At 71.8% G+C, this 23,405-nt stretch carries 18 protein-coding genes; 5 read left to right on the top strand and 13 right to left on the bottom strand.

Annotated elements, in window-relative coordinates:
* Nucleotides 1–88 precede the first annotated feature (88 nt).
* The gene (locus ACZ4EF_RS11190; RefSeq protein ID WP_391161504.1) at nucleotides 89–1,108 is read right to left on the bottom strand and encodes an aldo/keto reductase; all 1,020 of its coding nucleotides are present in this window, start codon (nucleotides 1,106–1,108) and stop codon (nucleotides 89–91) included.
* A 208-nt stretch (nucleotides 1,109–1,316) separates the two neighbouring features.
* Between ACZ4EF_RS11190 and ACZ4EF_RS11185 the strand changes: the two genes are divergently transcribed.
* Nucleotides 1,317–1,928, top strand: a complete 612-nt coding sequence (locus ACZ4EF_RS11185; RefSeq protein ID WP_467504169.1) for a TetR/AcrR family transcriptional regulator — start codon at nucleotides 1,317–1,319, stop codon at nucleotides 1,926–1,928.
* Between the two features lie 128 nt (nucleotides 1,929–2,056).
* Here the strand turns inward: ACZ4EF_RS11185 and ACZ4EF_RS11180 are convergent, their stop codons facing one another.
* A complete protein-coding gene (locus tag ACZ4EF_RS11180) occupies nucleotides 2,057–2,878 on the bottom strand; it encodes a class II fructose-bisphosphate aldolase (RefSeq protein WP_401722801.1) in 822 nt (273 codons plus the stop codon).
* 252 nt (nucleotides 2,879–3,130) lie between these two features.
* On the opposite strand from ACZ4EF_RS11180, the gene ACZ4EF_RS11175 reads away from it, so the two are divergent.
* The 3 genes from ACZ4EF_RS11175 (at nucleotide 3,131) to ACZ4EF_RS11165 (ending at nucleotide 8,692) form a co-directional block, all read left to right on the top strand.
* Nucleotides 3,131–3,919, top strand: coding sequence for a DeoR/GlpR family DNA-binding transcription regulator (locus tag ACZ4EF_RS11175; protein WP_188283080.1), 789 nt, complete (start codon nucleotides 3,131–3,133; stop codon nucleotides 3,917–3,919).
* 439 nt (nucleotides 3,920–4,358) lie between these two features.
* Entirely contained in the window at nucleotides 4,359–6,767 is a 2,409-nt protein-coding gene (locus ACZ4EF_RS11170) for an endonuclease/exonuclease/phosphatase family protein (protein WP_467504167.1), read from the top strand.
* A gap of 476 nt (nucleotides 6,768–7,243) precedes the next feature.
* Complete coding sequence (locus tag ACZ4EF_RS11165) at nucleotides 7,244–8,692, top strand: discoidin domain-containing protein (protein ID WP_355349321.1); 1,449 nt, start codon at nucleotides 7,244–7,246, stop codon at nucleotides 8,690–8,692.
* Nucleotides 8,693–8,801: 109 nt separating this feature from the next.
* Here ACZ4EF_RS11165 and ACZ4EF_RS11160 read toward each other — a convergent pair whose 3' ends face one another.
* From ACZ4EF_RS11160 to ACZ4EF_RS11135, 6 genes are all read right to left on the bottom strand, one after another.
* Nucleotides 8,802–9,449, bottom strand: coding sequence for a hypothetical protein (locus ACZ4EF_RS11160; RefSeq protein WP_355349317.1), 648 nt, complete (start codon nucleotides 9,447–9,449; stop codon nucleotides 8,802–8,804).
* 6 nt (nucleotides 9,450–9,455) lie between these two features.
* Nucleotides 9,456–9,800, bottom strand: coding sequence for a hypothetical protein (locus tag ACZ4EF_RS11155; RefSeq protein WP_391122829.1), 345 nt, complete (start codon nucleotides 9,798–9,800; stop codon nucleotides 9,456–9,458).
* The gene (locus ACZ4EF_RS11150) at nucleotides 9,797–10,507 is read right to left on the bottom strand and encodes a hypothetical protein (RefSeq protein WP_467504005.1); all 711 of its coding nucleotides are present in this window, start codon (nucleotides 10,505–10,507) and stop codon (nucleotides 9,797–9,799) included. The genes ACZ4EF_RS11155 and ACZ4EF_RS11150 overlap by 4 nt, the downstream gene beginning before the upstream one ends.
* A 58-nt stretch (nucleotides 10,508–10,565) precedes the next feature.
* A complete protein-coding gene (locus tag ACZ4EF_RS11145; RefSeq protein WP_467504003.1) occupies nucleotides 10,566–12,152 on the bottom strand; it encodes a putative T7SS-secreted protein in 1,587 nt (528 codons plus the stop codon).
* A gap of 139 nt (nucleotides 12,153–12,291) precedes the next feature.
* Complete coding sequence (locus ACZ4EF_RS11140) at nucleotides 12,292–15,126, bottom strand: GNAT family N-acetyltransferase (RefSeq protein WP_467504001.1); 2,835 nt, start codon at nucleotides 15,124–15,126, stop codon at nucleotides 12,292–12,294.
* Between the two features lie 233 nt (nucleotides 15,127–15,359).
* On the bottom strand, nucleotides 15,360–16,295 hold the full coding sequence (locus ACZ4EF_RS11135) for an NADP-dependent oxidoreductase (RefSeq protein ID WP_391044678.1): 936 nt from the start codon (nucleotides 16,293–16,295) through the stop codon (nucleotides 15,360–15,362).
* Nucleotides 16,296–16,632: 337 nt separating this feature from the next.
* Between ACZ4EF_RS11135 and ACZ4EF_RS11130 the strand changes: the two genes are divergently transcribed.
* Nucleotides 16,633–17,961 carry a helix-turn-helix transcriptional regulator gene (locus ACZ4EF_RS11130; protein WP_467503999.1) on the top strand — a complete coding sequence of 443 codons (1,329 nt, stop codon included), beginning with the start codon at nucleotides 16,633–16,635 and terminating at the stop codon, nucleotides 17,959–17,961.
* 28 nt (nucleotides 17,962–17,989) lie between these two features.
* Here the strand turns inward: ACZ4EF_RS11130 and ACZ4EF_RS11125 are convergent, their stop codons facing one another.
* The 5 genes from ACZ4EF_RS11125 to ACZ4EF_RS11105 all read right to left on the bottom strand — a co-directional run bounded on the left by ACZ4EF_RS11125 (nucleotide 17,990) and on the right by ACZ4EF_RS11105 (nucleotide 23,399).
* A complete protein-coding gene (locus tag ACZ4EF_RS11125; RefSeq protein ID WP_467503997.1) occupies nucleotides 17,990–18,478 on the bottom strand; it encodes a hypothetical protein in 489 nt (162 codons plus the stop codon).
* 512 nt (nucleotides 18,479–18,990) lie between these two features.
* Complete coding sequence (locus ACZ4EF_RS11120) at nucleotides 18,991–19,482, bottom strand: ATP-binding protein (RefSeq protein WP_355349293.1); 492 nt, start codon at nucleotides 19,480–19,482, stop codon at nucleotides 18,991–18,993.
* A gap of 331 nt (nucleotides 19,483–19,813) precedes the next feature.
* Nucleotides 19,814–20,581 (bottom strand): enoyl-CoA hydratase/isomerase family protein, encoded by a 768-nt coding sequence (locus tag ACZ4EF_RS11115; RefSeq protein ID WP_391044672.1) that lies wholly within the window; start codon nucleotides 20,579–20,581, stop codon nucleotides 19,814–19,816.
* Between the two features lie 113 nt (nucleotides 20,582–20,694).
* Complete coding sequence (locus ACZ4EF_RS11110; protein ID WP_355349352.1) at nucleotides 20,695–21,861, bottom strand: L,D-transpeptidase; 1,167 nt, start codon at nucleotides 21,859–21,861, stop codon at nucleotides 20,695–20,697.
* A 299-nt stretch (nucleotides 21,862–22,160) separates the two neighbouring features.
* Entirely contained in the window at nucleotides 22,161–23,399 is a 1,239-nt protein-coding gene (locus ACZ4EF_RS11105) for a L,D-transpeptidase (protein WP_467503994.1), read from the bottom strand.
* Nucleotides 23,400–23,405 lie beyond the last annotated feature (6 nt).

Genomic DNA, 23,405 nt, shown 5'->3' with positions numbered 1-23,405 from the left:
CGCGCACACGTCGACGACCGTCGATACCCCCGCCGCACGGGTCTGGCCCCCGCGATACGGTGCGCGTTTCCCGCCGCGGCCCGCTGAGTCAGCGGCGGCGGAGGGAGGGGTCGAGGAGGGCGGGCGGGGTGTCGAACTTCTCCTGGGGGGCGAGGTCGGTGCCGGGCGGGACGATGGCGTCGAGGGCGTCCAGGACGTCGGCGGTGAGCACGGTGTCGGCGGCGGCGAGCTGCGAGTGCAGGTGGTCCAGGGTGCGGGGGCCGATGATCGCGCTGGTCACGGCGGGGTGCGCGGTGACGAAGCCGAGCGCGAGCTGGATCATCGTCAGACCGGCGTCGTCGGCGACGCGGGCGATCCGCTCGACGGCGTCGAGCCTGGCCCGGTTGGACGGGACGGTCAGGTCGAAGCGCTCCGGGAGGTGGGCGGAGCGGTTGGTGGTGATGTCGCGGCCCTCGCGGACCGCGCCCGACAGCCAGCCGGAGGCCAGCGGGCTCCAGGCGAGCACGCCGAGCCCGTACTCCTCGGTCACCGGCAGGACATGGGTCTCGATGCCGCGCTGGAGGATCGAGTAACTGGGCTGCTCGGTGACGTAGCGGGCCAGGTGCTGCTCGCGGGCGGCCCACTGCGCCTGCACGATGCGGTACGCGGGGAAGGTCGAGGAGCCGAAGTAGCGGATCTTTCCCGCGCGTTGGAGGTCGGTGAGGGCCGACAGCGTCTCCTCGTCGCTGGTGCGCGGGTCCCAGCGGTGCATCTGGTAGAGGTCCACGTGGTCGACGCCGAGGCGGCGCAGGCTGTTGTCCAGTTCGGTGACCAGCCAACGGCGCGAGCTGCCCCGGTGGTTGCGCTCGTCGTCCATCGGCATGGTCGCCTTGGTGGCCAGCACGATGTCGTCGCGGCGCCCGGCGATGGCCTTGCCGACCATCTCCTCCGAGTCGCCGTGCCCGTACATGTCGGCGGTGTCGATGACGTTGATTCCGGCTTCGAGGGCGGCGTCCACGATGGCGGTCGCCTCGTCCTGCGTGGTGCGGCCGATCGCGCCGAAGTTCATCGCGCCCAGCGCGAGGGTGCTGACCTGCACGCCGGTGCGGCCCAAAGTGCGGTACTGCATGAGTGGATTCCTCCGTGCTCTGGCATCATGAGATAAACGGAACATTGTTCCGCCACAAACGACGATACGGAACGACGTTCCGGATAGCAAGCGCGACTGCCGGGGTCACGGGACGGAGGACGGTGCGGTGAACGACGGAGAAGGCGGCGCGGGCGCGGGAAGCGGTGCGGGCGTGCGGGGCGGCGCGGACGCGGGGGGCGGCGCGGACGTGCGCGGCGATGCGGACGGCAGGAGCGGCGCGGCAGGCGGCGCGGGCGCGGCCCCCCGGCCCAAGCGGGCGGACGCCCGGCGCAACAAGGAGGCCCTGCTCGACGCGGCGGCGGCCGTCTTCGTGACGTCAGGCGTCGAGGCGCCGGTACGGGACATCGCCGCCGAGGCGGGCGTCGGCACCGGCACGATCTACCGGCACTTCCCGACCCGCGCCGACCTCATCATCGCCGTCTACCGGCACCAGGTCGACGCCTGCGCCGAGGCCGGTCCCGCGCTGCTGGCGGCCGACCCGTCCCCGTACGCCGCCCTCGGGCAGTGGATCGACCTCTTCGTGGACTTCCTGGTCACCAAGCACGGGCTGGCGGGCGTGCTGCACTCCGACGAGGCCGGGTTCGACGCGCTGCACGCGTACTTCCTCGACCGGCTCGTGCCCGTGTGCACCCGGCTGCTCGACGCCGCCGTCGCCGCCGGCGAGATCCGCTCGGACGTCGAGGCGCGAGTGCTCATGCGGGGCGTCGGGAATCTCTGCATCGGGGCGGACAGCGATCCGGGGTACGACGCGCGGCGCCTGGCCGGTGTCCTCGTCGCCGGACTGCGGCTGCTGCCGTAACGGTTCCCGCCGCCGCTCTCAGCGCCCCAGACCGCCCGAAGCGTCACGCACGCCCCCGCCCGGAAGCCTCACGCCCTCCTCACGCCTCCTCCCGCAGCCTCACGCCCCGCCCGAAGCCTCACGCCCCCTTACGCCCCCGCCGGAAGGCGGCTGTCCAGCGCCCGGATGAACCCGGCGACGGTCGCGGTCATGGCGCGCCGCCCCTCGCGGAGATAGACGCGGGGGTCGGTGATGTCGTCCACGGCGAGGCGGGCGCGGACGGCGCCGGTCATGGCGATGTCGAGCCCGGTTCCGACGGTGACCTTGCTGATCCCCTCGGCGGCGGCGAGGCCGAGTTCACCGGCGGTGGCGCCCGCCGTGTCGCGCAGGACGAGGGGGACGTCGAGGGCGGTACGCAGCCGGGCCAGCAGTCGGCGGTCCGGGCGCGCGCCGAGCGGGACGGTCAGGGCGTCGACTCCCGTCGCGGCGACGAAGGCGCGGGCCGCGGCCGGGCCGCCGCCCGGCTCGGGACCGGTCGCCGCGCCCGCGGGGACGGCCGCCGCGTCGGCCTCGATCCACAGATTCTGCTCGTGCGCCCACTGCGCGGCGTCGCGCGTCACCGCGACGTTCTCCGCGTACGGCAGGCGCGCCGCGTCGTACATGATCGAGCTGAAGCCGCAGTGCGCGGCCTGGGCGAGGAGCGCCGTCCTGCGCACCCGGTCCAGATGCAGCGCGACCGGGACGGCGGCGGCCCGCGCGGTCTCCGCGGCGGCGCGGGCGAGCGGCAGCAGGCGCCCGTCGTAGTACTGCACCACGCTCTCGCTGACCTGGATGATCACCGGGGAGCCGACCGACTCCGCGCCTTCGACGACGGCTTGTACGTGTTCGAGGGTGATCGCGTCGAAGGCCGCGATGGCGCGGTGCTCGACCGCTGCGGCGGTGATCAGCGCGCGGGCGGCTGCAAGAGGCATGGGTTCTCCCGACGGTGCTTGCGCGAGGATGCTTGTATTTGCACCTTACTCCGCACAATCGAACACTTTCAAGCATTCCTGGTGCGCGCAGTCCGCACGGCCGTGGGGTCCGCGCGCGTGTGCCACGCTGGTGCGCGCACGATCACGCCGAACCGGTCGAGCCGCGCCCGATCAGCCGCGCACGGTCAAGCCGAACCGGCCAAACCACGCACGATCAAGCCGAGGACGATCACGTCACGGAGGAGAACGCCTGTGTCCAGGGACGCCCGGTGGACCGCACTGCTGGATCTGCTGGCCGAGCACGGCCGCGTGGAGGTGGAGGAGGTCGCGACCACGCTCGACGTCTCCACCGCCACCATCCGCCGCGACCTGGACCAGCTCGCCGAGCAGCAGATGCTCACCCGCACCCGCGGCGGGGCCGTCGCGCACGGCGTCTCGTACGAGCTGCCGCTGCGCTACAAGACGGCCAGGCACGCCTCCCAGAAGCAGCGCATCGGCAGGACGGCCGCCTCCCTCGTCGCCCTCGGCGACGTCGTCGGCCTCACCGGCGGCACGACCACCACCGAGGTCGCCCGCGCGCTGGCCCTGCGCGGCGACGTCACCGCGGACGGCACCCGCCAGCCCGCCCTCACCGTCGTCACCAACGCCCTCAACATCGCCAACGAGCTCGTCATCCGGCCCCAGATCAAGATCGTCGTCACCGGCGGCGTCGCCCGCCCCCAGTCCTACGAACTCACCGGCCCCCTCGCCCGCGGCGTCCTCCAGGAGATCATCCTCGACATCGCCGTCCTCGGCATCGACGCCCTCGACCCCGCCCAGGGCGTCTACGCCCATCACGAGGACGAGGCCAGCATCAACCGCCTCCTCGCCGAACGCGCCCAACGCGTCGTCATCGCCGCCGACTCCTCCAAAATCGGCCGCCGCGCCTTCGCCCGCGTCTGCGGCCTCGAAACCATCGACACCCTCATCACCGACGAGGCCATCCCCCCGGAAACCGCCGCCGCCTTCGAAGAAGCCGGCATCACCGTCACCATCGCCTGACCCGGACCCCGCCAGGCGGTGTTCGAGCCGGTGGACCCTCACGAGGGCGGCCAGACCGTCGGCGGCACGGGTGGCGGCCACGCCACCCCTCGCGCACCATCCGACGCCCCTGTCCGCCCGACCGGGCACCGGTCCGCCCGGACCGCGACCGCGGTCCTGGCGGTAGCACTGGGCGGGGGGACTGATCGGCGGTACGGGAAAGCGTCGTCGGGAACTACGCAGATTTAACCTCTCGGCTCCTTCTACGGCGGGGTCTACGCGCGTATCTTGAGCCGGATCGCTCATTCCGGCTCATGGTGATGTGCCGTCATGAGACGTGGAAACACGACGTATTCATCGCGTTCAACGCACCGCACGAAGGAGACCCTCACCGGTGTCGCACATCTCTGGGGCAGAGCCCCGCCCTGACAGACCCGGTACTGCCGGGAACCGCAAGCGGCTGGTCACGATCGGGATAGCCGGCGCTGTGGTGCTGGCCGCGGTCGGCGTGCACACCGCCTTCGCGACGCCGTCCGCCGATGTGATGGTGTCCGAGGTGTACGGCGGCGGCGGCAACTCCGGTGCCACGTATACGAACGACTTCATCGAGCTGGCCAACTCGGGCAGCGCTCCGCTGGACCTGAGCGGGTACAGCGTGCAGTACCTGCCGGGCGCGCCGACGCCGACGTCCAAGTGGCAGGTGACGCCGCTGACCGGGTCGCTCGGCGCGGGCGCGCGGTATCTGGTGCAGGAGGCCGCGGGCACCGGCGGGACGACGGCGCTGCCGTCGCCGAACGTGGTCGGCGCCATCAACATGTCCGGTACGACGGGAACGGTCGCCCTTGTGCACGGCACCGACCCGCTGACCTGCGTGACGAAGGCGGACTGCGCCGCCGACGGCACCATCCGCGACCTGGTCGGCTACGGCACGGCCGCGGTGTTCGAGGGCAACGGCCCGGCGGCCGGGGCGAGCAACACCGACTCGGTGGCGCGCCCCGCCCTGACGGACACCGACGACAACGCGGCGGACTTCACCGCGGGCGCGCCCACTCCGGGCGCCGCGGGCGACGGCGGCGGCCCGACGACGCCCCCCACCACCCCGCCGACCACGCCGCCCACCTCGCCCCCGACCGGCGTCGAGGCGAAGATCCACGACATCCAGGGCGACACCCGGCTCTCCCCGCTCGCGGGCAAGGCGGTCACCGGCGTGACCGGCATCGTCATCGGCGTCCGCTCCTTCGGCTCCTCGCAGGGCTACTGGGTGCAGGACCCGACGCCGGACGCCAACCCCCGTACCAGCGAGGGCATCTACGTCTTCACCGGCTCGGTCACCCCGACCGTCGCGGTCGGCGACAGCGTCTCGCTCGCGGGCACCGTCTCCGACTACTACCCGGGCGGCACCTCCGCCGGCGGCCAGCCGGTGACCGAGCTGACCAAGGCCGCCGCCACGGTGGTCTCGCACGGCAACGCGCTCCCCGCGCCCGTCGTCCTGGACAAGAAGAGCGTCCCCGACGCGTTCGTCCCGGCCGTCGGCGGCGGCACGATCGAGAACCTGCCGCTGCGTCCCGACGAGTACGCGCTCGACCTCTTCGCCTCGCTCGAGGGCATGAACGTGCAGATCGGTGACAGCCGCGTCGTCGGCGCCACCGACCCGTACTCCGAGCTGTGGGTGACGGTCAAGGCGGACCAGAACAAGACCAAGCGCGGCGGCACCCTCTACACGGGCTACGACCAGCCCAACTCCGGCCGCCTGATGGTGCAGTCGCTCATCCCGACCGCCACGCAGGCGTTCCCGGTGGCGAACGTCGGCGACACGCTGCGCGGTACGACGGCGGGTCCGCTGGACTACAACCAGTACGCGGGCACCTTCGCCGTCCAGGCGCGCACGATCGGCACGGTCAAGAGCGGTGGCCTCAAGCCCGAGGTGACCGACAAGGCCAAGTCGGACCAGGCGACGATCGCCACGTACAACGTGGAGAACCTGGCGCCCGGCAACCCGCAGTCGAAGTTCGACGCGCTCGCCAAGGGCCTGGTCACCAACCTCCGTTCGCCCGACATCGTGGCGCTGGAGGAGATCCAGGACAACAACGGCGCCACCGACGACGGCACGGTCGCCGCGGACAAGACGCTGACCAAGCTGACCGACGCCATCAAGGCGGCGGGCGGCCCGAGTTATCAGTGGCGCTCGATCGACCCGGTCAACGACAAGGACGGCGGGGAGCCCGGCGGCAACATCCGCTCGGTGTTCCTGTTCAACCCCGACCGTGTCAGCTTCGTCGACCGTCCCGGCGGCGACTCCACCACCGCGGTGGGCATCACCGGCACCGGCTCCAAGACCGCGCTGACCGTCTCCCCCGGCCGCATCGCGCCCGCCGACCCGGCGTGGAACAGCAGCCGCAAGCCGCTGGTGGGCGAATTCACCTTCCGCGGCGAGAAGTTGTTCGTGATCGCGAACCACTTCAACAGCAAGGGCGGCGACCAGGGCATCGACAGCCGCTTCCAGCCGCCGGTCCGCAGCTCGGAGGTGCAGCGCAACCGCCAGGCGATCCTGGAGCACGACTTCGTGCAGCAGCTCGAGAAGGCCGACCGCAACGCCAACGTCGTGGTCCTCGGCGACCTGAACGACTACCAGTTCTCGCCCGCCGCCCAGGCCCTCACCGGCAACGGCACGGTCCTCACCGACCTGGTCAACACCCTGCCCAAGGACGAGCGTTACTCCTACGTGTACGAGGGCAACTCCCAGGTCCTGGACCACATCCTGGTCAGCCCCAGCCTGAAGCACGTCGACTACGACGTGGTGCACATCAACTCGGAGTTCGCCAACCAGACGAGCGACCACGACCCGCAGGTCGTCAAGATCAAGCCGTAGCAGGTCGTCATTCGTACGGCGGCACGTCGTCGCAGGTCGTCGTACGGCTGAGTGACGCGTGAGGCACATGTGAGGGGCGGGCCCGGCGGGGTCCGCCCCTTCGCGCTGCCCGGCTTTCCTGCCCCACGCCTTGACGCGCGCATGGCGGAGTTATAGACCATTACCTGTTCGAGAGAGCGCTCTCACGAGCGTGCCCCACCCTGTACACGGCCCCCCACCCGGTCAGGAGTCCTCATGCACGCCACGCCGGAAGGCAGCGCGATGCCACACGGCAGCCTCTCGCAGTCAGCGCTCCCGCACGCGCCCTGAGCCGCCGGAAACGGTTACGCCGTACCGCGCGGTCCCGCCGCACCCAGCGGTCACGCCGCGCTCAACGGCCCCGGCGTACACGGCGGTCACGCCGTACGCGGCGGTCACGCCGTACTCCGCACACGGGCGCACCCCCCACAACGCTTCGTCGGGACAGGAGATCTCGCATGTCCACCGGACACGCACCAGAGCAGGACCACGGGCACGACCCTCAGGACCGGGCCGGTACGGCCGGCGCCGCGTCGCACCGCGGGCGCCGCTCCCGCACCCGGATCGGCCTCGCGGCACTGGCCGTCGGCGCGCTGGCCCTGGCCGGCCTGACGGCGGTGGCGAGCCCGGGCGGCGCGGCCACCCCCGCGGCGGCCCCGGCCGTCGCACCCGCCGCCGTACCCGCCCCTCCGGCCGGTTTCACCACCACCTGGAGCGACGACTTCAACGGCGCCTCGGGCACCGGGGTCGACGGCGGCAACTGGAAGTACGACACCGGCCCCGGCAGCAGCTTCGGCACCGGTGAGATCGAGACGATGACCAACAGCACGTCCAATGTCTTCCAGGACGGCAACGGCCATCTCGTGCTGCGCGCCCTCCACTCGGGCAGCGACCCGCGCGCGGGCTGGACCTCGGGCCGGATCGAGACGCAGTCGTCGTCCTTCGGGGCGCCTCCCGGCGGCGTCGTGATGATGCAGTCGTCGATCCAGCAGCCGAATCTGACGACCGCCAACGGCGCCGGCTACTGGCCCGCGTTCTGGATGCTCGGCTCGACGCTGCGCACCGGCACCACGTGGCCGACCTCCGGCGAGGTCGACATCATGGAGGACATCAACTCCCGCAGTTCGGTGTTCGGCACGCTGCACTGCGGCGTCAACCCCGGCGGTCCGTGCAACGAGTCCACCGGCATCGGCAGCGGTGAACGCGCCTGCTCCGGCTGCCAGACCGGCTACCACACCTACGCCGTGCAGATCGACCGCTCGGTCTCGCCCGAGCAGATCCGCTGGTACCTGGACGGCGCCAACTACTTCACCGTCAACGCCAATCAGGTCGACGCCACGACCTGGGCCAACGCGGTGGACCACCCGTTCTTCATCATCTACGACCTCGCGATGGGCGGCGGCTTCCCCGACGCCTTCGGCGGCGGCCCCAACGCGGCGACCGTCAGCGGCGGCCAGATGAACATCGACTACGTGGCCGTCTACAACAAGGGCCCGGGCAGCACCACTCCGCCGTCCAACGGCACCAACCTGGCGCTGAACAAGCCCGCGACGGCCTCCTCCACGGAGAACGCGGGCACCCCCGCCTCGGCCGCCGTCGACAACAGCACCACCACCCGCTGGTCCAGCGCCTTCAGCGACCCGCAGTGGCTGCGCGTCGACCTCGGCGCCTCGCACGCCGTCAACCAGGTCAAGCTCAACTGGGAGGCCGCCTACGCCAAGGCGTTCCAGATCCAGGTCTCCAACGACGGCACCAACTGGACCAGTTGCTACAGCACCACGGCGGGCACCGGCGGCCTCCAGACCCTCAACGTCAACTGCACCGGCCGCTACATCCGCGTGTACGGCACCCAACGCGCCACGGCCTACGGCTACTCCCTCTGGGACTTCCAGGTCTTCGGAAGCTGACACCGCCCGAAGCCCGCACCTCCAGGAGAGTTGAACGCCTCCCCCGCGTACCAGGGCGGGCGGACCCCCTGCCGGGCCCGCCCGCCCTCGCCGCGTACCGCCGCGTGTCCTACGCCGTCGCGAAGCGGAAGGTGCTCGTCACCGCGTCGAAGATGTCGTGGAACGCTTCGGCGAGGTCGAGGACGGGGCTGGCGCCGGAGACGAGGACGATCTCGGCGGGGCGGCCGGGAACGGGGATGTAGGTCTGGGTGAGCGCCATCCGGACCGTGCGGGTGTCGCCCTGCTCGACGGGGACGTCCTCGACGCCCACCGTGCGGGCGCACAGGCCGACTTCGGGGATCTCGACGGTGGTGACCCGCCGCCAGGCGTCGCCTTCGCGGCGGGGCGTGATCGTCCTGAGCGTGTCGGCGATGACGCGCGGGTCGGTGCTCAGCGTGGAGCCCTGGGAGCCGGTGGCGCTCACGACGGTGACGGTGACCATCGCGGTCAGCGGGACGCCCTCGAAGTTCTCGGCCATGCAGCCGCAGTAGAGCGCCCCCGCGTCATGGGCGTCACGGGCCATCCGGCGCAGCAGCGCGACCAGGTCCTTGCGGTACGGGGCCAGTTCGGGGACGGCCCGGACGCGCGCGTCGATCAGCGCGCGGACGGTCTCCTCGCGGCCCTCGGGCCGTACGTCGAACTCCCACCACGACTCGGGTACGGACAGGGAGACGCCGACCGGCGGGGCGGCGGGGGCTTCCGGCGTGCTCTCGTTCATGACCGGCTATTCCTTCGTGCCGTGCGGGGCGGGCCCCTGCTGCGGGCCGGGGGCGCTCTCGGTGGAGTCGGCGAGCTGCTTGGCCAGGTCGGTGTCCACCTTGCGGATCTCGCTGACCACGGTGGTCGCCATCTTCTCCAGGCCGGTGAGCTGCTTGTGGATGTCGCCCCTGCCGTCCTTCCAGTTGGACTGGAAGTGGTCGAGCGCGCCGGCGACGCTGCCGTCGCCCATGTCGTCCTCGAAGGCCCGCAGGGTCGCCTTCGTGTCGTCGAGCCGCTTGGTGATCGACCCGAGCATCGTGGCGAAGTCCTCCAGCAGGTCGAGCGGTATCGCCAGCCGGTCCTCGCTCATGCGTCGCCGTCCTCCCAGTCCAGGCTGCGGGCGCGGTACGTGTAGGTGGCGCAGAATGCGGCCAGTTCGGCGGGGAGCGGCTGGACGCAGTCCACCGAGTAGTCGAGGAAGTATTTCGGCGCGATGGCGTTGTACTCCCAGAAGGTGTATTCGGGTTCGAGCCCGTCGAGCACTTCCTGGTAGAGGTCGCGGACTTCGAGGAAGTCGAGCAGTTCCGGCAGCGTCCATTCGGCGACGGATTCGCCGGGGTCGCTCGGCAGCCGTGTCGTACCGGCTTCCGAGGACTTCCGCAGCGGACTCCCTGCGGCGAGCGTCCGCACGTCGTCGGCGGAGAGGAAATGCCAGGGGCCGTCCTTCTCGACGAACACCCAGCTGTCGACGTTGGCATGGCGGAACAGCTCGCCGGACGCACCGAAGAACACCTGCTCGGTGAAGGCCATTCCGGGGCGGCGCTGCTGCCGGGTCCGCCCCTCGAACTCGACCTCCACGTCGTGGTCGCCCTGGGTGAGCTGCCGCAGCGCGTCCGCGCGGAACTCCCGCCGGTACGGGGAGGTGCGCAGGCACGAGTGGTGGAAGGAGCCTTCCAGGAACACCTCTTGGGGGTCCCAGGGCGCCAGCAGCATTCGGTAGCTCTTCACGAACGTGGTCCAGCCCGGCACCTGGAGGACATAACGTCCGCAGAACTGGCAGGCGTTGGGTCCGTTCATCGCGCCCGAATCCTCCGTACTCACACTCAATGCCGTCGCTGAAGGTGATTCACGCCGACTATACATGAGGCACTCTCACCACGTACCCGCGGTCATTCATGGGACCGCCCGGCGGATATTGCCCCTGTGGCACGTCGATAATTCCGTTGTGGTCGAAGAACGTGACATTGCCGTCGCGGCTGACCACGGCTTCCACGTGCCTGCTCGCCTTGTTGTCGAGGTCGAACTGCATACTGTTCCGCATTCCCCGGGCCCGTTCGATATCGGTCGGCGGCCCCGGTATGCGGTCCTCGGGGTGAGTGTGGACGGTGAACTTGTAGCCCCGGCCGCGCAGGTCCTTCGGAATGGAACTGCCGATCTCCGTGCCCCGGAAAAGCCGCAGTTCACCGCCGGGGCCCTGGACGATGGCGTGTTCCACACCCGCGAATTTCTGGAGTTCCGCGAGGTGGGTGACATTCACCTCGGCGGGGCGGATCTGGATGTGGCCGTCCTCCAGCGCCTTCACCAACTGCTTGGCCTTCGGTGACAGATCGCGGAAGGGAATGGTGCCGCCGGGCAGCCGGTCGCCGCCCTTGAAGGCGACCGTGATCGCCCGGAGACCCTCGCCGCCGTCCCGGATCAGCGATGCCATGTTCTTGAGCGCGCCCTTGGCCGAACCCAGCGCGTGGGCACCGATCTTGAGCAGGCCGCCCGCCTTGTAGAGCTCGGCGAGCTTGCCGAGGGAGGTCAGGCCCTTGGTCATGGGGACGCAGTCCAGGACGGCGAAGAGCACGTCCCACAAAGTGGCCTTGCCCTGGATGTATTTGGTGACGGTGTCGGAAAGGACGAGCAGCGCCGCGGCGACGACGAGCCAGGCGAGCGGGCCGCCGATGATCATCACGACGATGCCGAGGACCGCCACGATCCACTTGCAGACCGTGATGATCTCGTCCCAGTGGTCGGCGACCCAGTGGACCGCCTTCTCCCACCAGTGCCGGTTCCTGATCCCCGCGTCCGACGCCTCGTGCAGCCTGGCCACCGTGCGGCGCGCCGCGTCCTCCCGCATACCCCGCGCCTGCTCCGCCAGCCGCTTCGCCGCGTCGAGCGCCGACTGCGCGGAGGAGACGGCCTGCTGGGCGTCGGCCCGACGGGCCTTGGCGGCGGCCAGGTCACGGGTGGCCTGGCGGACCTGGTCCGAATCGGGCGGCGGGACGGTCGCGCCGTGGTTCTTCGCCGGATCGTACGAGTCGGCGGTCGACGTGGCCGTGTGCACCCAGTCCTGCGCACCGTTCAGACCGCTCTGCGCGGAGACCAGCCGGGCATGCGCCGTGCGCCCGTCGGCCAGGGCGCGGTCCGCCTGGTACTGCGCGTGCTCCAGATCCGGCCAGTACGACTCCAGCGCCTCCGCCGCGATCCGGTACGACGTATGCAGCTTGTCGAGGTTCTTCGGCGTCGACCCGAACTCCTCCCGGAACGCGTCCGCCGACAGCCCCGCCCACGCCAGGATCGCGTCCTCCGACTGCATCCCCTTCACCAGCCGCAGCGCGCCGCCCACATCGTCCGCGAACTCGTGCAACTGCCGCGACAACGTCTTCACCCGCGACGCGTCACCCGGAACCGGATCGCGATCCATGCCGAGTATGTGCCAGTCGCTCGGACGACCCATGCGTCAATTCCCCCGTCGGCGCGTGGTGTTCAGCGGGTGGTGTTCACGGGTGGTGAACCGGTGATCAACAGCTGATCATCAGTAGAGACGTTTCACGCTACGTGAAGGGTTCCCGGTCGCGGTATCGGCTTTCTTTTGGTCAACCAGTGGTCAAGTCGCGTGTGAGGAAGACGAACTGAGCGGGTTTGTCCGGGAGTTCGACGCGGGGGCCGAGGGTGAAGCCGGTGCTGAGGAGACGGTCGATCGCGCGGGTGTTGCGGGCGTCGGGTTCCGCGACGATACGGCGGCAGGCGGGGTCGGCGAAGACGTGGGCGAGGAGGGCGGTCAACAGGTGCCGCGTGTAGTCGGGTTCGCGTTCGGCGCCGGGGTCGATGGGGCCGACGAAGACGTGGACGCCGACGTCACCGGGCAGCCGCTCGTAGAAGTCGCCGATGGGGTCGGCCTCCGGCTGGTAGGTCTGGAAGAGGGCCACGGGGCGGTCGTCGCGGCGGACCAGATAGGCGTGGTGGGTGTCGAGCGAGTCCAGGAAGGCGTAGATCTCGCGCACCTGGTCGCGGGTCGCGTCGCCCATGCCCCAGAACCGGCCCCGCTCCTGGGTGACCCACGCGTGGATGAGGCCGATGTCCCGGTCGGGGTCGACGGGCACGAAGCGGACGGTCCCGAAGCCGGCGGGCGGCCCGTGAAAGGCGGCGGCTCCAGCGGAGCCAGCGGCAGGCGCTTCGGGTGCTTTCGGAGCTTCGGGCGCTTCGGAGGCTTCGGGCACAGAGGTCTCCCTGGTGAGTCGGGTCCAGTCGGTGACCACGGGGACGAGGTCGCCGCGCAGCCAGTACGGAAGCTGGTCGCGGTGGTGCGGGCCGCCGGGCACTCCGCTCGCTCCGAAGGGCACGACCCACCGGCTGTTCTCACGGTCGGCCAGATCCCATACGTAGCGGGCGGCGGGCCCGCGCAGGCTGTGGTGGGTGATGCCGGGGACGCTGGACGTGGACAGCACGCAGTCGTGGTCCCCCGCCAGCCCCGGCCACACCTCGGGTGCGTGCCCGTACGCGTCGGGCGGCAGCGCCTGCCAGGGCGCGAGCCGGTGCAGTTCCCCCCAGGTCCGCTCCCCCGCGCCCGCCTCCCCCGCACCGGCCCCCGCCGTCTCCTCCAGCGCGGCCCGTACGATCTCGGCCCGGTCCCGCGCGGGTATGAGCCCGCCGCCCAGCAGCGTCTCCAGCGCGAACGCCACCCGGGGCACCAGTGCCAGCCACGGCGTGAACGTCGCGGGATACGACGGCGGATGGACGAGTTCGGTCAGCGGGGCGAGCGCGGGGTGCGCGGCGAGACCGCGGACGACCGCCGCCCGCAGTACGGCGTATGACGCGGCGTCAGTGCTCTCGGCCGCCATCCGCCGGTCCCAGCGCAGGAGTCGTGCGCCGAGAGCGGAGGCCGCGGGACTCAGCGGCGGCGTGTCAGGGCCCTGGAGGTCGGCGACGTGGTCCAACAGGGCGCGGGCGGAGCCGAGATGGACGTCGGTGTGGATCGCCCCCATGCCGTCCGCCGTCCAGTCGTCGGCGGATGCCAGGAGGCGGCGGATGCGGCGCGCGCGGTGCGGCGCGGCGAATTCGGTGCCGAGCGGGGCGGCCAGTTCGCGCGCGTTGGCCATCACCGCGAGGCCGTCGCGGACGTCGGCGCGCGGCAGGGGCGCGTAGGCGCCGGTCCACGCGTGCTCCTTCCGCCACGCGGGCACGGCGTACAGGGAGTTGTCCGGATGCCGTACGGGCACCCGGCCCGCCGTCCGGTGCAGGAGGCCGCCCTCGGTGTCGGCGGCCTGCACGACGTTGACCGGCTCGACCCAGCCGTCCAGCGCCCGGTCGACGTCGCCGACGGTGGTGGCGCGCAGCAGCGACGGCAGTGCGGAGAAGCCGAGTTCGGCTCCGGCGCGGGCGGGACAGCGCAGGCTGACGGCGTTCCAGATGGTGTCCGCGCGGCCGTCCGACGCGCCGCCGTCCGACGCGCCGCCGTCCGACGCGGCGGGGGTCTCGGGCGCGTCGGGGCTCTCGGGCGCGTCGGGGTTCTCCGGCGCGTCGGGGCCGCCGATGATCACCGGGCCGCGTGCGGTCTCGACGATCTCGACGCGGACGGGGTCGGCGTCCGCGACGGCGACGGACTCGGTACGGGAAGCGGCGGGCTCCCAGCCGTCGGGGCCGAGGGCCCGGACGGAGCCGTCGGGGGCGCGGCGCAGGTGTTCGCGGTAGAGGTCCTGGTAGTCGGCCATGGCGTTGGTGATGGCCCAGGCGACCCGGCCGGTGTGGCCGAAGTGGGCGAGGCCCGGGACGCCGGGGACGGCGAGGCCGACGACGTCGAACTCCGGGCAGGCCAGGCGGATCTGCTGGTAGACGCCCGGTGCCTCGATGAAGCGGTGCGGGTCGCCCGCGAGGAGCGCCGCGCCCGTGGCGGTGCGGTCCCCGGTGATCAGCCAGCCGTTGCTGCCCGCGGTGCCGGGCCCGTCGGTGGCGAAGGCCGCGACGGCGTCCGGGCCGAGCCGCCGGGCCGCCTCGTACCGCCAGAGTTTGGCGGGGAAGCCCGCGAAGAGGATGTGGGTGGAGAGCCAGACGGCCAGCGGCGTCCAGGGCTGCCAGCGGCCGGGTGCGAGGCCGGTGGCGGCGAACTCCGGTGCCTGCGCCGCGCCTTGGGGCAGCCCGGCGTTGACGCCGTCCACGTAGGCGGCGACCCACCGCGCGGTGTCCCGGTCGAGCCGGGCGTGGCAGCGGCGGGCGGTGTCGGCCAGCAGCGCGCGGCGGGCGAAGCGGTCCCACTCGACGGCGTCGGCGCCGAGGAACGCGGCGGTGCCGCCCTCCGCGCGGTGCCGTTCGGTCTCCAGCTGCCAAGCCCGGTCGACGGCGGCGTTCCGGCCTTGAGCGAAGGCGAGTTCGCGGGCGCTGTCCGCGCGGAGGTGGGGGATGCCCCAGGCGTCCCTGAAGACCTCGCTGCTCACCCTGACTCCCTCTGATCATTAAGGTTAGGGTGCCCTAACTTAACAGGAATCGGGGACCTCACAAGGGCCGGGGACCTCACAAGGGCCGGGGACCTCACAGGGGCCGGGGACCCCACGAGGGCCGGGGACCTCACAGGGATCGCGGGCCACACGGCGGCGGGCGGCACGGCTGCGGGCGGCACGGAGCCCGCCCGTACCGCCCGCCGTCACGCCGCGTCCCCGGGTCCGGGGGTTCAGACGCCCTCGGACACCTTGAGCACGATCTTGCCGGTCAGGTGCCCGGCCTCGCTCGCGCGCTGCGCGTCGGCCGCCGCCTCCAGCGGGAACACCTCGTGGACGGCGATGGTCAGCTTGTCCGCGGCGAACAGCGCCAGCGCCTCCGCGAAGGCGGGCTCGCCGTAGTACCCCTCGGCGCCCGAGGTGAAGCGGACGCCGAGCTTGCCCGCGCCCGGCGCGTCCGCGATGGACAGCACCCGCTCGGTGCCGCCGGTCAGCTCGACCGACGCCTGGAGCGCGTCGCCCCGCCCGGCCGCGTCGAGCGCCGCGTCGATCCCCTCGGGCGCGGCGGCCCGCACCCGTTCCACCAGCCCGTCCCCGTAGGCGACCGGGACCGCGCCGAGCGCCCGCAGGTGCTCGTGGTTGGCCTCGCTCGCCGTGCCGACGACCTTGACGCCGCGCGCGACCGCGAACTGTACGGCGACGGTGCCGACGCCGCCCGCCGCGCCGTGGATCAGCAGCGTCTCGCCGGGCCGCACCTTGAGCATGTCCAGCGCGCGGTACGCGGTCTCCGCCGCGACCGGCAGCGCCGCCGCCTGCTCCCAGCTCAGCGTGCCGGGCTTGAGGGCGACCTTCGCGACCTCGGCAAGCGCCCGCTCGGCGTAGGCGCCGGTGGCGGTCTGGCCGAAGACGTCGTCGCCGACCGCCAGGCCCTCGACGCCCTCGCCCAGCGCCTCGACGACACCCGCCGCCTCAAGGCCCGGCACATGCGGGAAGTCCACGGGGAAGACCTGCTCCATGTAACCGGCGCGGATCTTGCTGTCGAGCGGGTTCACGCCCGCCGTGCGCACCGTGATCCGCACCTGGCCGGGGCCCGGCTCCGGCACGTCGGTGTCCACGGCCCGCAGCACGTCCGCGGAGCCGTATTCGGTGAAGGCGATGGACTTCGTCATGGGTTCACAATCCTTCGGAGGGCTCGGAAATATTCGAGAACATTCGGAAACCTGAAGCAATTGCCTTGGCGGGCGCCCGAGGAGACGCGGCGCCCCGGTGCGAAGGCGGCATTCCCCGGGCGTTCCGCCGGCACCTCCTAGGCGTTCCCCGGGCGTCCCCGGGCATTCCCCGGGTGTCCCGGGGAACTCCCCGGGTGTCCCCGGCACTCCCCGGGGTCCTTCAGGGCACTTTCCAGCATCGCCGCGGGCCGCCGCCGACCCGGCCCGCCGTTCGGACGGTTCCGCCCGGCCGAAAGGACAGTCCGCGCCCATCATCGCCGCCGTACGCTCGGGAGGCATGCCGAGCCATGACGGAATCCGCCCGCAGGACGCCCTCGCGCGGGCCCTGGTCGTCACCCGCGCACCGCTGCCCGACACCATGCGGCGGCTGTCGGAGGTGCTGACCGACCTGGTGCCGCACCGGGCGGTCGCCCGGCGGAGCGCCGTCTGCACGTTCACTCCGACGGCGGCCTTCGGGGACGAGGAGCTGACCGGCCGGATCACCGGCGCCGAACTGACGCGCCTGGCCGGGCGGGTGACGGCGGGCGCGCCCTGGCAGGGCGAGGCGGTGCTGGCCGGGACGCCGCACCCGGTGCTCGCCGTCGCTTCCACGCGTGAGTTCGCCGAGCCCGCCGAGACCACCGAGACCGCAGACACGGGCGCGGGCGCGGGCCCGCTGCTGGTCGTCGTACGCTCCTCGGCCGAGCCGCTGGACGCCGACGTCACTGCGGTGGCGCAGGGCCTGTGGGACCTGGTCACCGTCAACCAGGAGCGCCGGATGGCGGAGGCAGGACCGACGCAGGCGGCCAGTTCGCGGGCCGCCGCCGCGGCCAGGGCGCGGGCCATCGCGGAGCTGACCGACGCGCACTCCTCCGTACTGTCGGCGATCCTCGGTACGCTGCGCGCCGCGTCGCTGGACGACACCGCCGCGCGGCGCGGCGCCGTCGACCTGGCCGTCGCGGCCCTGATCGACCTGCGCGCGGGCGCCGACCTGGACCGGGAGCTGAGCGAGGAGCCCGCGGACGCCGCCTTCGGCCGCCTCACCGCCGAGCTGCGCCCGCTGCTGCGCTACAGCCCCGTCGAGCTGGACCTGCGCCCTCCCGCCTCCCGCCGTACGCTGGCCGCCGACGTGGCCCACGGCGCGCGGGCGGCGGTACGCGGGGCCGTCCTGGCCATGCTGGAGCAGGGCGACCTGGGGCGGCTCCATGTGAGCTGGCAGCTCGACGAGGACACGCTCCGCGTGCTGGTACGCGACGACGGGCCCGGCCTGCTCGCCCCGGAGGCGCTCGCCGTCCACCGCTTCACCGACCGGCTCACGGCGCTCGGCGGGCGGCTCGTCCTCGACGCCCTGCCCGGCTGGGGCTCCACCCTCACCGTCACCCTGCCGCTGTCCCCCGACCTCCCGGCCGCCCCCGCTGCGGCCGGGCCGCTGGACGCCCTCCATCCGAGGGAACGGCAGGTCCTCGAAGAGCTCGCCCTCGGGCGCCGCAACCGCGAGATCGCCCTCGCTCTCCACATCAGCGAGTCCACCGTGAAATTCCACGTCGCCAACATCCTCGCCAAGCTCGGCGTCGCCTCCCGCGGCGAGGCCGCCGCCCTCGCCCGTACGGCGGCGGACACCGCGTAGACCGCGGGCAGCCGTCACCGGTCGGGCGTCAGGCCGCGACGGCGACCGCCGCGCGGCCGAGCCGGACACCGCGGCGGGCCGGCCGGAAGACGACGAGCCGCAGGAGCAGGAAGCGGCCGAGGCCGGCGAGGGCGGAGGCCGCGATGTAGACGCCCTGCCGGGTGAGGGCGTCGCCGGACGGATACACGGAGGCGTAGGCGAGCAGCGCCCCGGTGGTGAAGAGGTACGACAGCAGGACGGTGAGCGCGCAGGCGCAGTGGTCGGACCAGGTGGCGCCGCCCCGGCCGAAGGTGAAGCGGCCGTGGAGTTCGGTGGCCAGGACCGTGGAGCCGATGGTGACGACGGCGTTGGACAGGGCGAGGGGGACGCTGTCGCCGATCAGCAGGAGGACGCCGCTGGCGAGGATGGTGACTCCGCCGCCGCACAGCACGAACCGCACGAAGGAGGCGAGGGCCGCGGTGCGCGAGGACGGGGACGCGATGGCCGCCCGGCCGGTGATCGCCGTGCTGGCGGCCATGGTCAACTCCTGTGTCGTTGACGGCCGCTGAGGGCGCCCGTCGTCGTGTCACCGACTCTTCCGCACGGCCGCGCGCGGGCCCATCAGGTGTGTCCCCCATTGCGTGTGGGGGCTACCCCCACCCCTCCTCAGGGGCGCGCCCCCCACATACCCGAGGGTCCCGATCATTAGAAGAAGATGAACGTACTTATCCATGGTTTACAAGGCGGGTGGCGCACATCACCCTTGCTTTGCGCGGCGCAATGCCTCTTTTGTCCAGATGTGAGCCATATGCGCGTTTGACCATGCCTGGCACTGCGTGCCAGAGTCTTCTCAACGGCCCGCACCGACCCGCGCTCGGCCGTTCCACAGACGCCGCGAACCACACCCCCCTTGCTTCGCGGCGGTTCGAAGAGGCCCTTGCGCAGTCGTTACCACGACGCGAAGGGCCTCTTCACAATATCCGGGCCTGTCACGGCGGTACGGCCCCGATGCCCCCGCACGACGGCCCCGGCTCAGGCGCCGGGCGCGAACTACCGCTCCGGGACCCGCAGTTCGAACCATGTCGTCTTGCCGCGCGGCTGGAGGTCGACGCCCCAGCGGTCGGAGAGCTTGTCCACCAGGAACAGGCCCCGGCCGCTGGCGTCCAGGCCGCGGACCGGCAGCAGGCAGGGCAGCGCCCGCGAGGGGTCCCGCACCTCGACCCTGACCCAGCCCCGGCGCCAGTGCATCCGCAGCCCGAACGTCCGCGCCCCGGTGTGCCGTACGGCGTTGCCCACGAGTTCGGAGACGAGCAGTTCCACGGTGTCGGCGAACTGCGGGAGGCCCCAGACCCGTACCACGGAGAGCGCCAGGCGCCGGGCGGTGGAGGCGGATTCGGGACGGGAGGTCAGATGGACCTCCTGGACGGACGGGTCGCCGTACAGATCGAGGGCCTTGGCCGCCGTGTCGTCGGTGAGAACGGGAACCGCACCCGCGGCGGTGTCCACCCGCTGCGGCTGCTCAGATGCTCCCCGGCCCGCCATGACTTCATGATGGCTGCAATTGCAGCGCTCCGAGGGGTAACCGGGGGAATTCGTCCGACGGAGTACGCCGCCCCACACCTGTGACTAGGCATATGCCCTGGGCACAGAACACCCCTCAACGGCCCTGCTGATCAGTGGAGTTGACGTATGCAACCATCACAGCGGATGGTGGCGGCCTCCCATTCCTTAAGGCTGGCATAAGGTTGCCTTAAGGTGAGCCGCGCACCCTGCGTCACCTCTGACGCGCTGTCAGCCGAGCACCCGTTCGACGCTCAGCCGCATGTGCGTCGGATCGCCGTCCCCGGCTGACCACGCGTCAGCATCCGCGGGCTCAGCGGAAGGTGGCCTTCCCCGGTCCGTCCTCGACGAAGCTGCGCATCCCCGTCTCGCGGTCCGCCGTGGCGAACAGCCCCGCGAACAAGGTGCGTTCGATCGTCAGCCCGGTCTCCAGATCCGTTTCGAGACCCGCGTCGACGGCCTCCTTCGCGGCCCGCAGCGCGTACGCGGGACCGCGCGCCAGCCGCTCCGCCCAGGCCCGCGCCCGCGCGTACACCTCGTCGGCCGGGACGACCTCGTCCACCAGCCCCAGCGACAGCGCCTCCCGCGCCGTCACCATCCGGCCGGTGAAGATCAGGTCCTTGGCGCGCGAGGGACCGACCAGCCGGGACAGCCGCTGGGTGCCGCCCGCGCCCGGGATCAGACCGAGCAGGATCTCCGGCTGTCCGAGCTTCGCGTTCTCGCCCGCGATCCGGTAGTCGGCACACAGTGCCAGCTCGCAGCCGCCGCCGAGCGCGTAACCGGTCACGGCCGCCACCACCGGCTTCGGGATCCGCGCCACCGCCGTGAAGGACTCCTGGAGCGCCCGCGAGCGGTCGACCATGTCCTCGTACGACATGGCCTGCATCTCCTTGATGTCCGCGCCCGCCGCGAACACCTTCTCCCCGCCCCACACCACCACGGCCCGTACCTCGGGACGCCGCGCCGCCTCCTCGGCGACCTCCTTGAGCCGGTCCTGCGTGCCGGAGTCCAGGGCGTTCATGGGCGGCCGGTCGAGCCGGACGGTGCCGACGCCTTCGTCGACTTCAAAGGTCACAGTCATACGGGCGAGCGTACGACGGACGGCCCGCCCCAGGTCAGGGGCGGGCCGTCGCGGCTCACGTGCGGTGCCTCACACGGGCGGAAACCCGATGCGGAACCCGATGCGGAACCCGGTCAGGACGTCCACTCGCTCCAGGGGAGGTTCCAGCCGTTGAGGCCGTTGTACCACTGGACCGTCTTGTCCTTGGAGTTCTGCACCTGCACCACGTCACCGATGATCGACTGGTTGTAGAACCATGCCGCGGGGGTGCTCGCGTCACCCGCGCCGCGCACGTCGTGCAGACCCACGCAGCCGTGGCTGGTGTTGCTGTTGCCGAAGACCGAGGTCGCGGCCCAGTAGTTGCCGTGGATGAAGGTGCCCGAGGTGGTCAGCCGCATGGCGTGCGGCACGTCCTTGATGTCGTACTCACCGCCGAAGCCGACCGTGTCGCCGTTCATCCGGGTGGTCACGTACTTCTCGGAGATGACCATCTTGCCGTTGTACGTGGTGTGGTCCGGCGCGCCCGAGGAGATCGGGATGGTGCGCAGCACCTTGTTGTCGCGGTAGACGGTCATGGTGTGCTTGGCCGCGTCCACGATGCTCACCTGGCGGCGGCCGACGGTGAAGTGGACGTCCTTGTGCTGCTTGCCGTAGACGCCGGGGGCGCCCTCGACACCGTTGAGGTTGAGGCTCAGCGTGACCTTCGTACCGGCCGCCCAGTACTCCTGCGGGCGGATGTAGAGCTGCTGGTCGCCGTACCAGTGCGCGGCGACCGGGACCGACGGGCTCGCGGTGACCTTGACGCCTTCCTCGACGGCCTTCTTGTTCGTGATCGGCCGGTTGAAGTTGAGGAAGACCTCCATGCCGACGCCGACGGTCGAACCGTCCTCCGGCGTGTAGTAACCGACGAAGGTGTTCTTCGGGGTGACCGTGGTGAAGCTGGAGTGCTTGTCGGACTCACGTCCCGCGTCGTCCTTGGCGACCGCGTCCACCGAGTACTGCGTGGACGTGTCCAGGTGCCCGGCCGGCACCCATCCGGCGCCGTCGGCGGAGATCGCGCCCTCCACCTCCGTGCCCTTGTCGTCCTTCACGACGACCGACGAGAGCTTGCCGCCCTGCGCCGTGACCTTCAGCGTCCCCGTGGTCGACACCTCGGTCGAGCCGTCCTTCGGCAGGATCGTCACGACGGCGGTCGAGGCGACCGTGTCCGACGCGTTCGCCTTGCCGTTCGAGGCCGACGTGGAGCCGTTCCCACTGCCGGACTTGCCGCCGCCACCGCCGCCACCGCACGCGGTGACCATCAGCAGCAACGCTCCGAGCGCCAGCACCAGAACGTTTCTCCTGATACCCGGCGCAGCCAATATCGGCTTCAACTCTTGCTCTCCCCTACCGCCCGGAACACCTGAACTCCCCTGGTCAGCGCAAGACAATCACACGGAACAAGCGCGAGTGCTCACGAGATTGTCACCGTTCCGTCCCAGATGGCTGTGGACCGGGGCCGGTCGGGGGTGTAGTGGGGGTGCGGCGGACGGGGAGCCCGCGTGCGCGGACGGGGCGGCGGACTGGGGAGCCCGCGCATGCGGGACGGGCGGGGCCGCCGCTACAGCGCGGAACCCGCCTGCCACTGGGCCCAGCTGAGATTCCAGCCGCCCATCCCGTTGTCGGCGGCGACCGTGCGGTCATGGGAGTTGGTCACGCGGATCGGGTCGCCGACCAGGGAGTGGTCGAAGAACCAGCCCGCCGGGCTGGTGGCGCTGCCGCCCTTGACGTCGCGCAGCCCGATGCAGCCGTGGCTGACGTTGGTGGTGCCGAAGACCCCGGCGGGCGACCAGTAGTTGCCGTGCACGAAGGTGCCGGAGTTGGTCAGCCGCATCGCGTGCGGGACGTCCGGGATGTCGTATTCGCCGCCGAAGCCGACCGTCTGGCCGTTCATGCGCGTGACGGCGTGCTTCTCGGCGATGACCATCACGCCGTCGTACGTGGTGTGCTGGGGCGCGCCGGTCGAGGCGGGGAGGGTGCGCACGACCGCGCCGCCGCGCCGGACGACCAGGGTGTGCGCCACCGCGTCCACGGTGCTGCGCTGGTCGCGGCCGATGGTGAACCGCACGTCCTTGGACTGGGTGCCGTAGACGCCGGGCGCGCCCTGGACGTCGCGCAGCCGCAGGTGGAGGGTGACGCGGGTGCCGGCCTTCCAGTAGTCGGCGGGGCGCAGGTCGAGCCGCTGGCCGCCGAACCAGTGGCCGGTGACGGTGACGGCGGGTACGGACGTGACCGTGATGGCGCGTTCGACGGCGGCGCGGTCGGTGACCGGGCGGTTGAACCTCAGCGAGACGATCATGCCGACGCCGACGGTCGAGCCGTTCTCCGGGGTGAAGAAGCCGATGAAGGTGTGCTGCGGCACGAGGGTGGTGAAGTCGGCGTGCTTGGCTGCCGGGCGGCCCTGCTCGTCGACCGCGTAGGCGTCGACGGTGTAGCGGGTGGCCAGCGCGAGGCGTCCGGTGGGCTGCCAGCCGCTGCCGTCGGCGGCGAGGGTGCCGGGCACGGCGGTGCCGTCCGCGCTCTTGGCGGTGACCCCGGTGAGCTTGCCCTGGCCGACGGTGACGCGCAGCGTCCCGCTGGCGGGTACGTCCTTCGCGCCGTCGCCGGGCGATACGGTGATGGCCGCCTGCGAGACGTCCGGTACGGCGGTCGAGGTGTCGGTCGACGTGGCGCTCGGCGCCCGGTCGTCACCCCCGCCCGTCCCGCCGGACCCGCCCGGTCCCCCGCAGCCCGCGATCAGCGTCGCACCCAGTACCACTCCCGCACCCGCGCGCAGCACGCGCCTCACCGCTGTCTTCACGCACCG

This window comes from Streptomyces sp. NPDC025721 (assembly GCF_055558595.1).
Note: the sequence above shows the minus strand (reverse complement) of the source record. Positions and strands in the feature narration are given on the sequence as shown.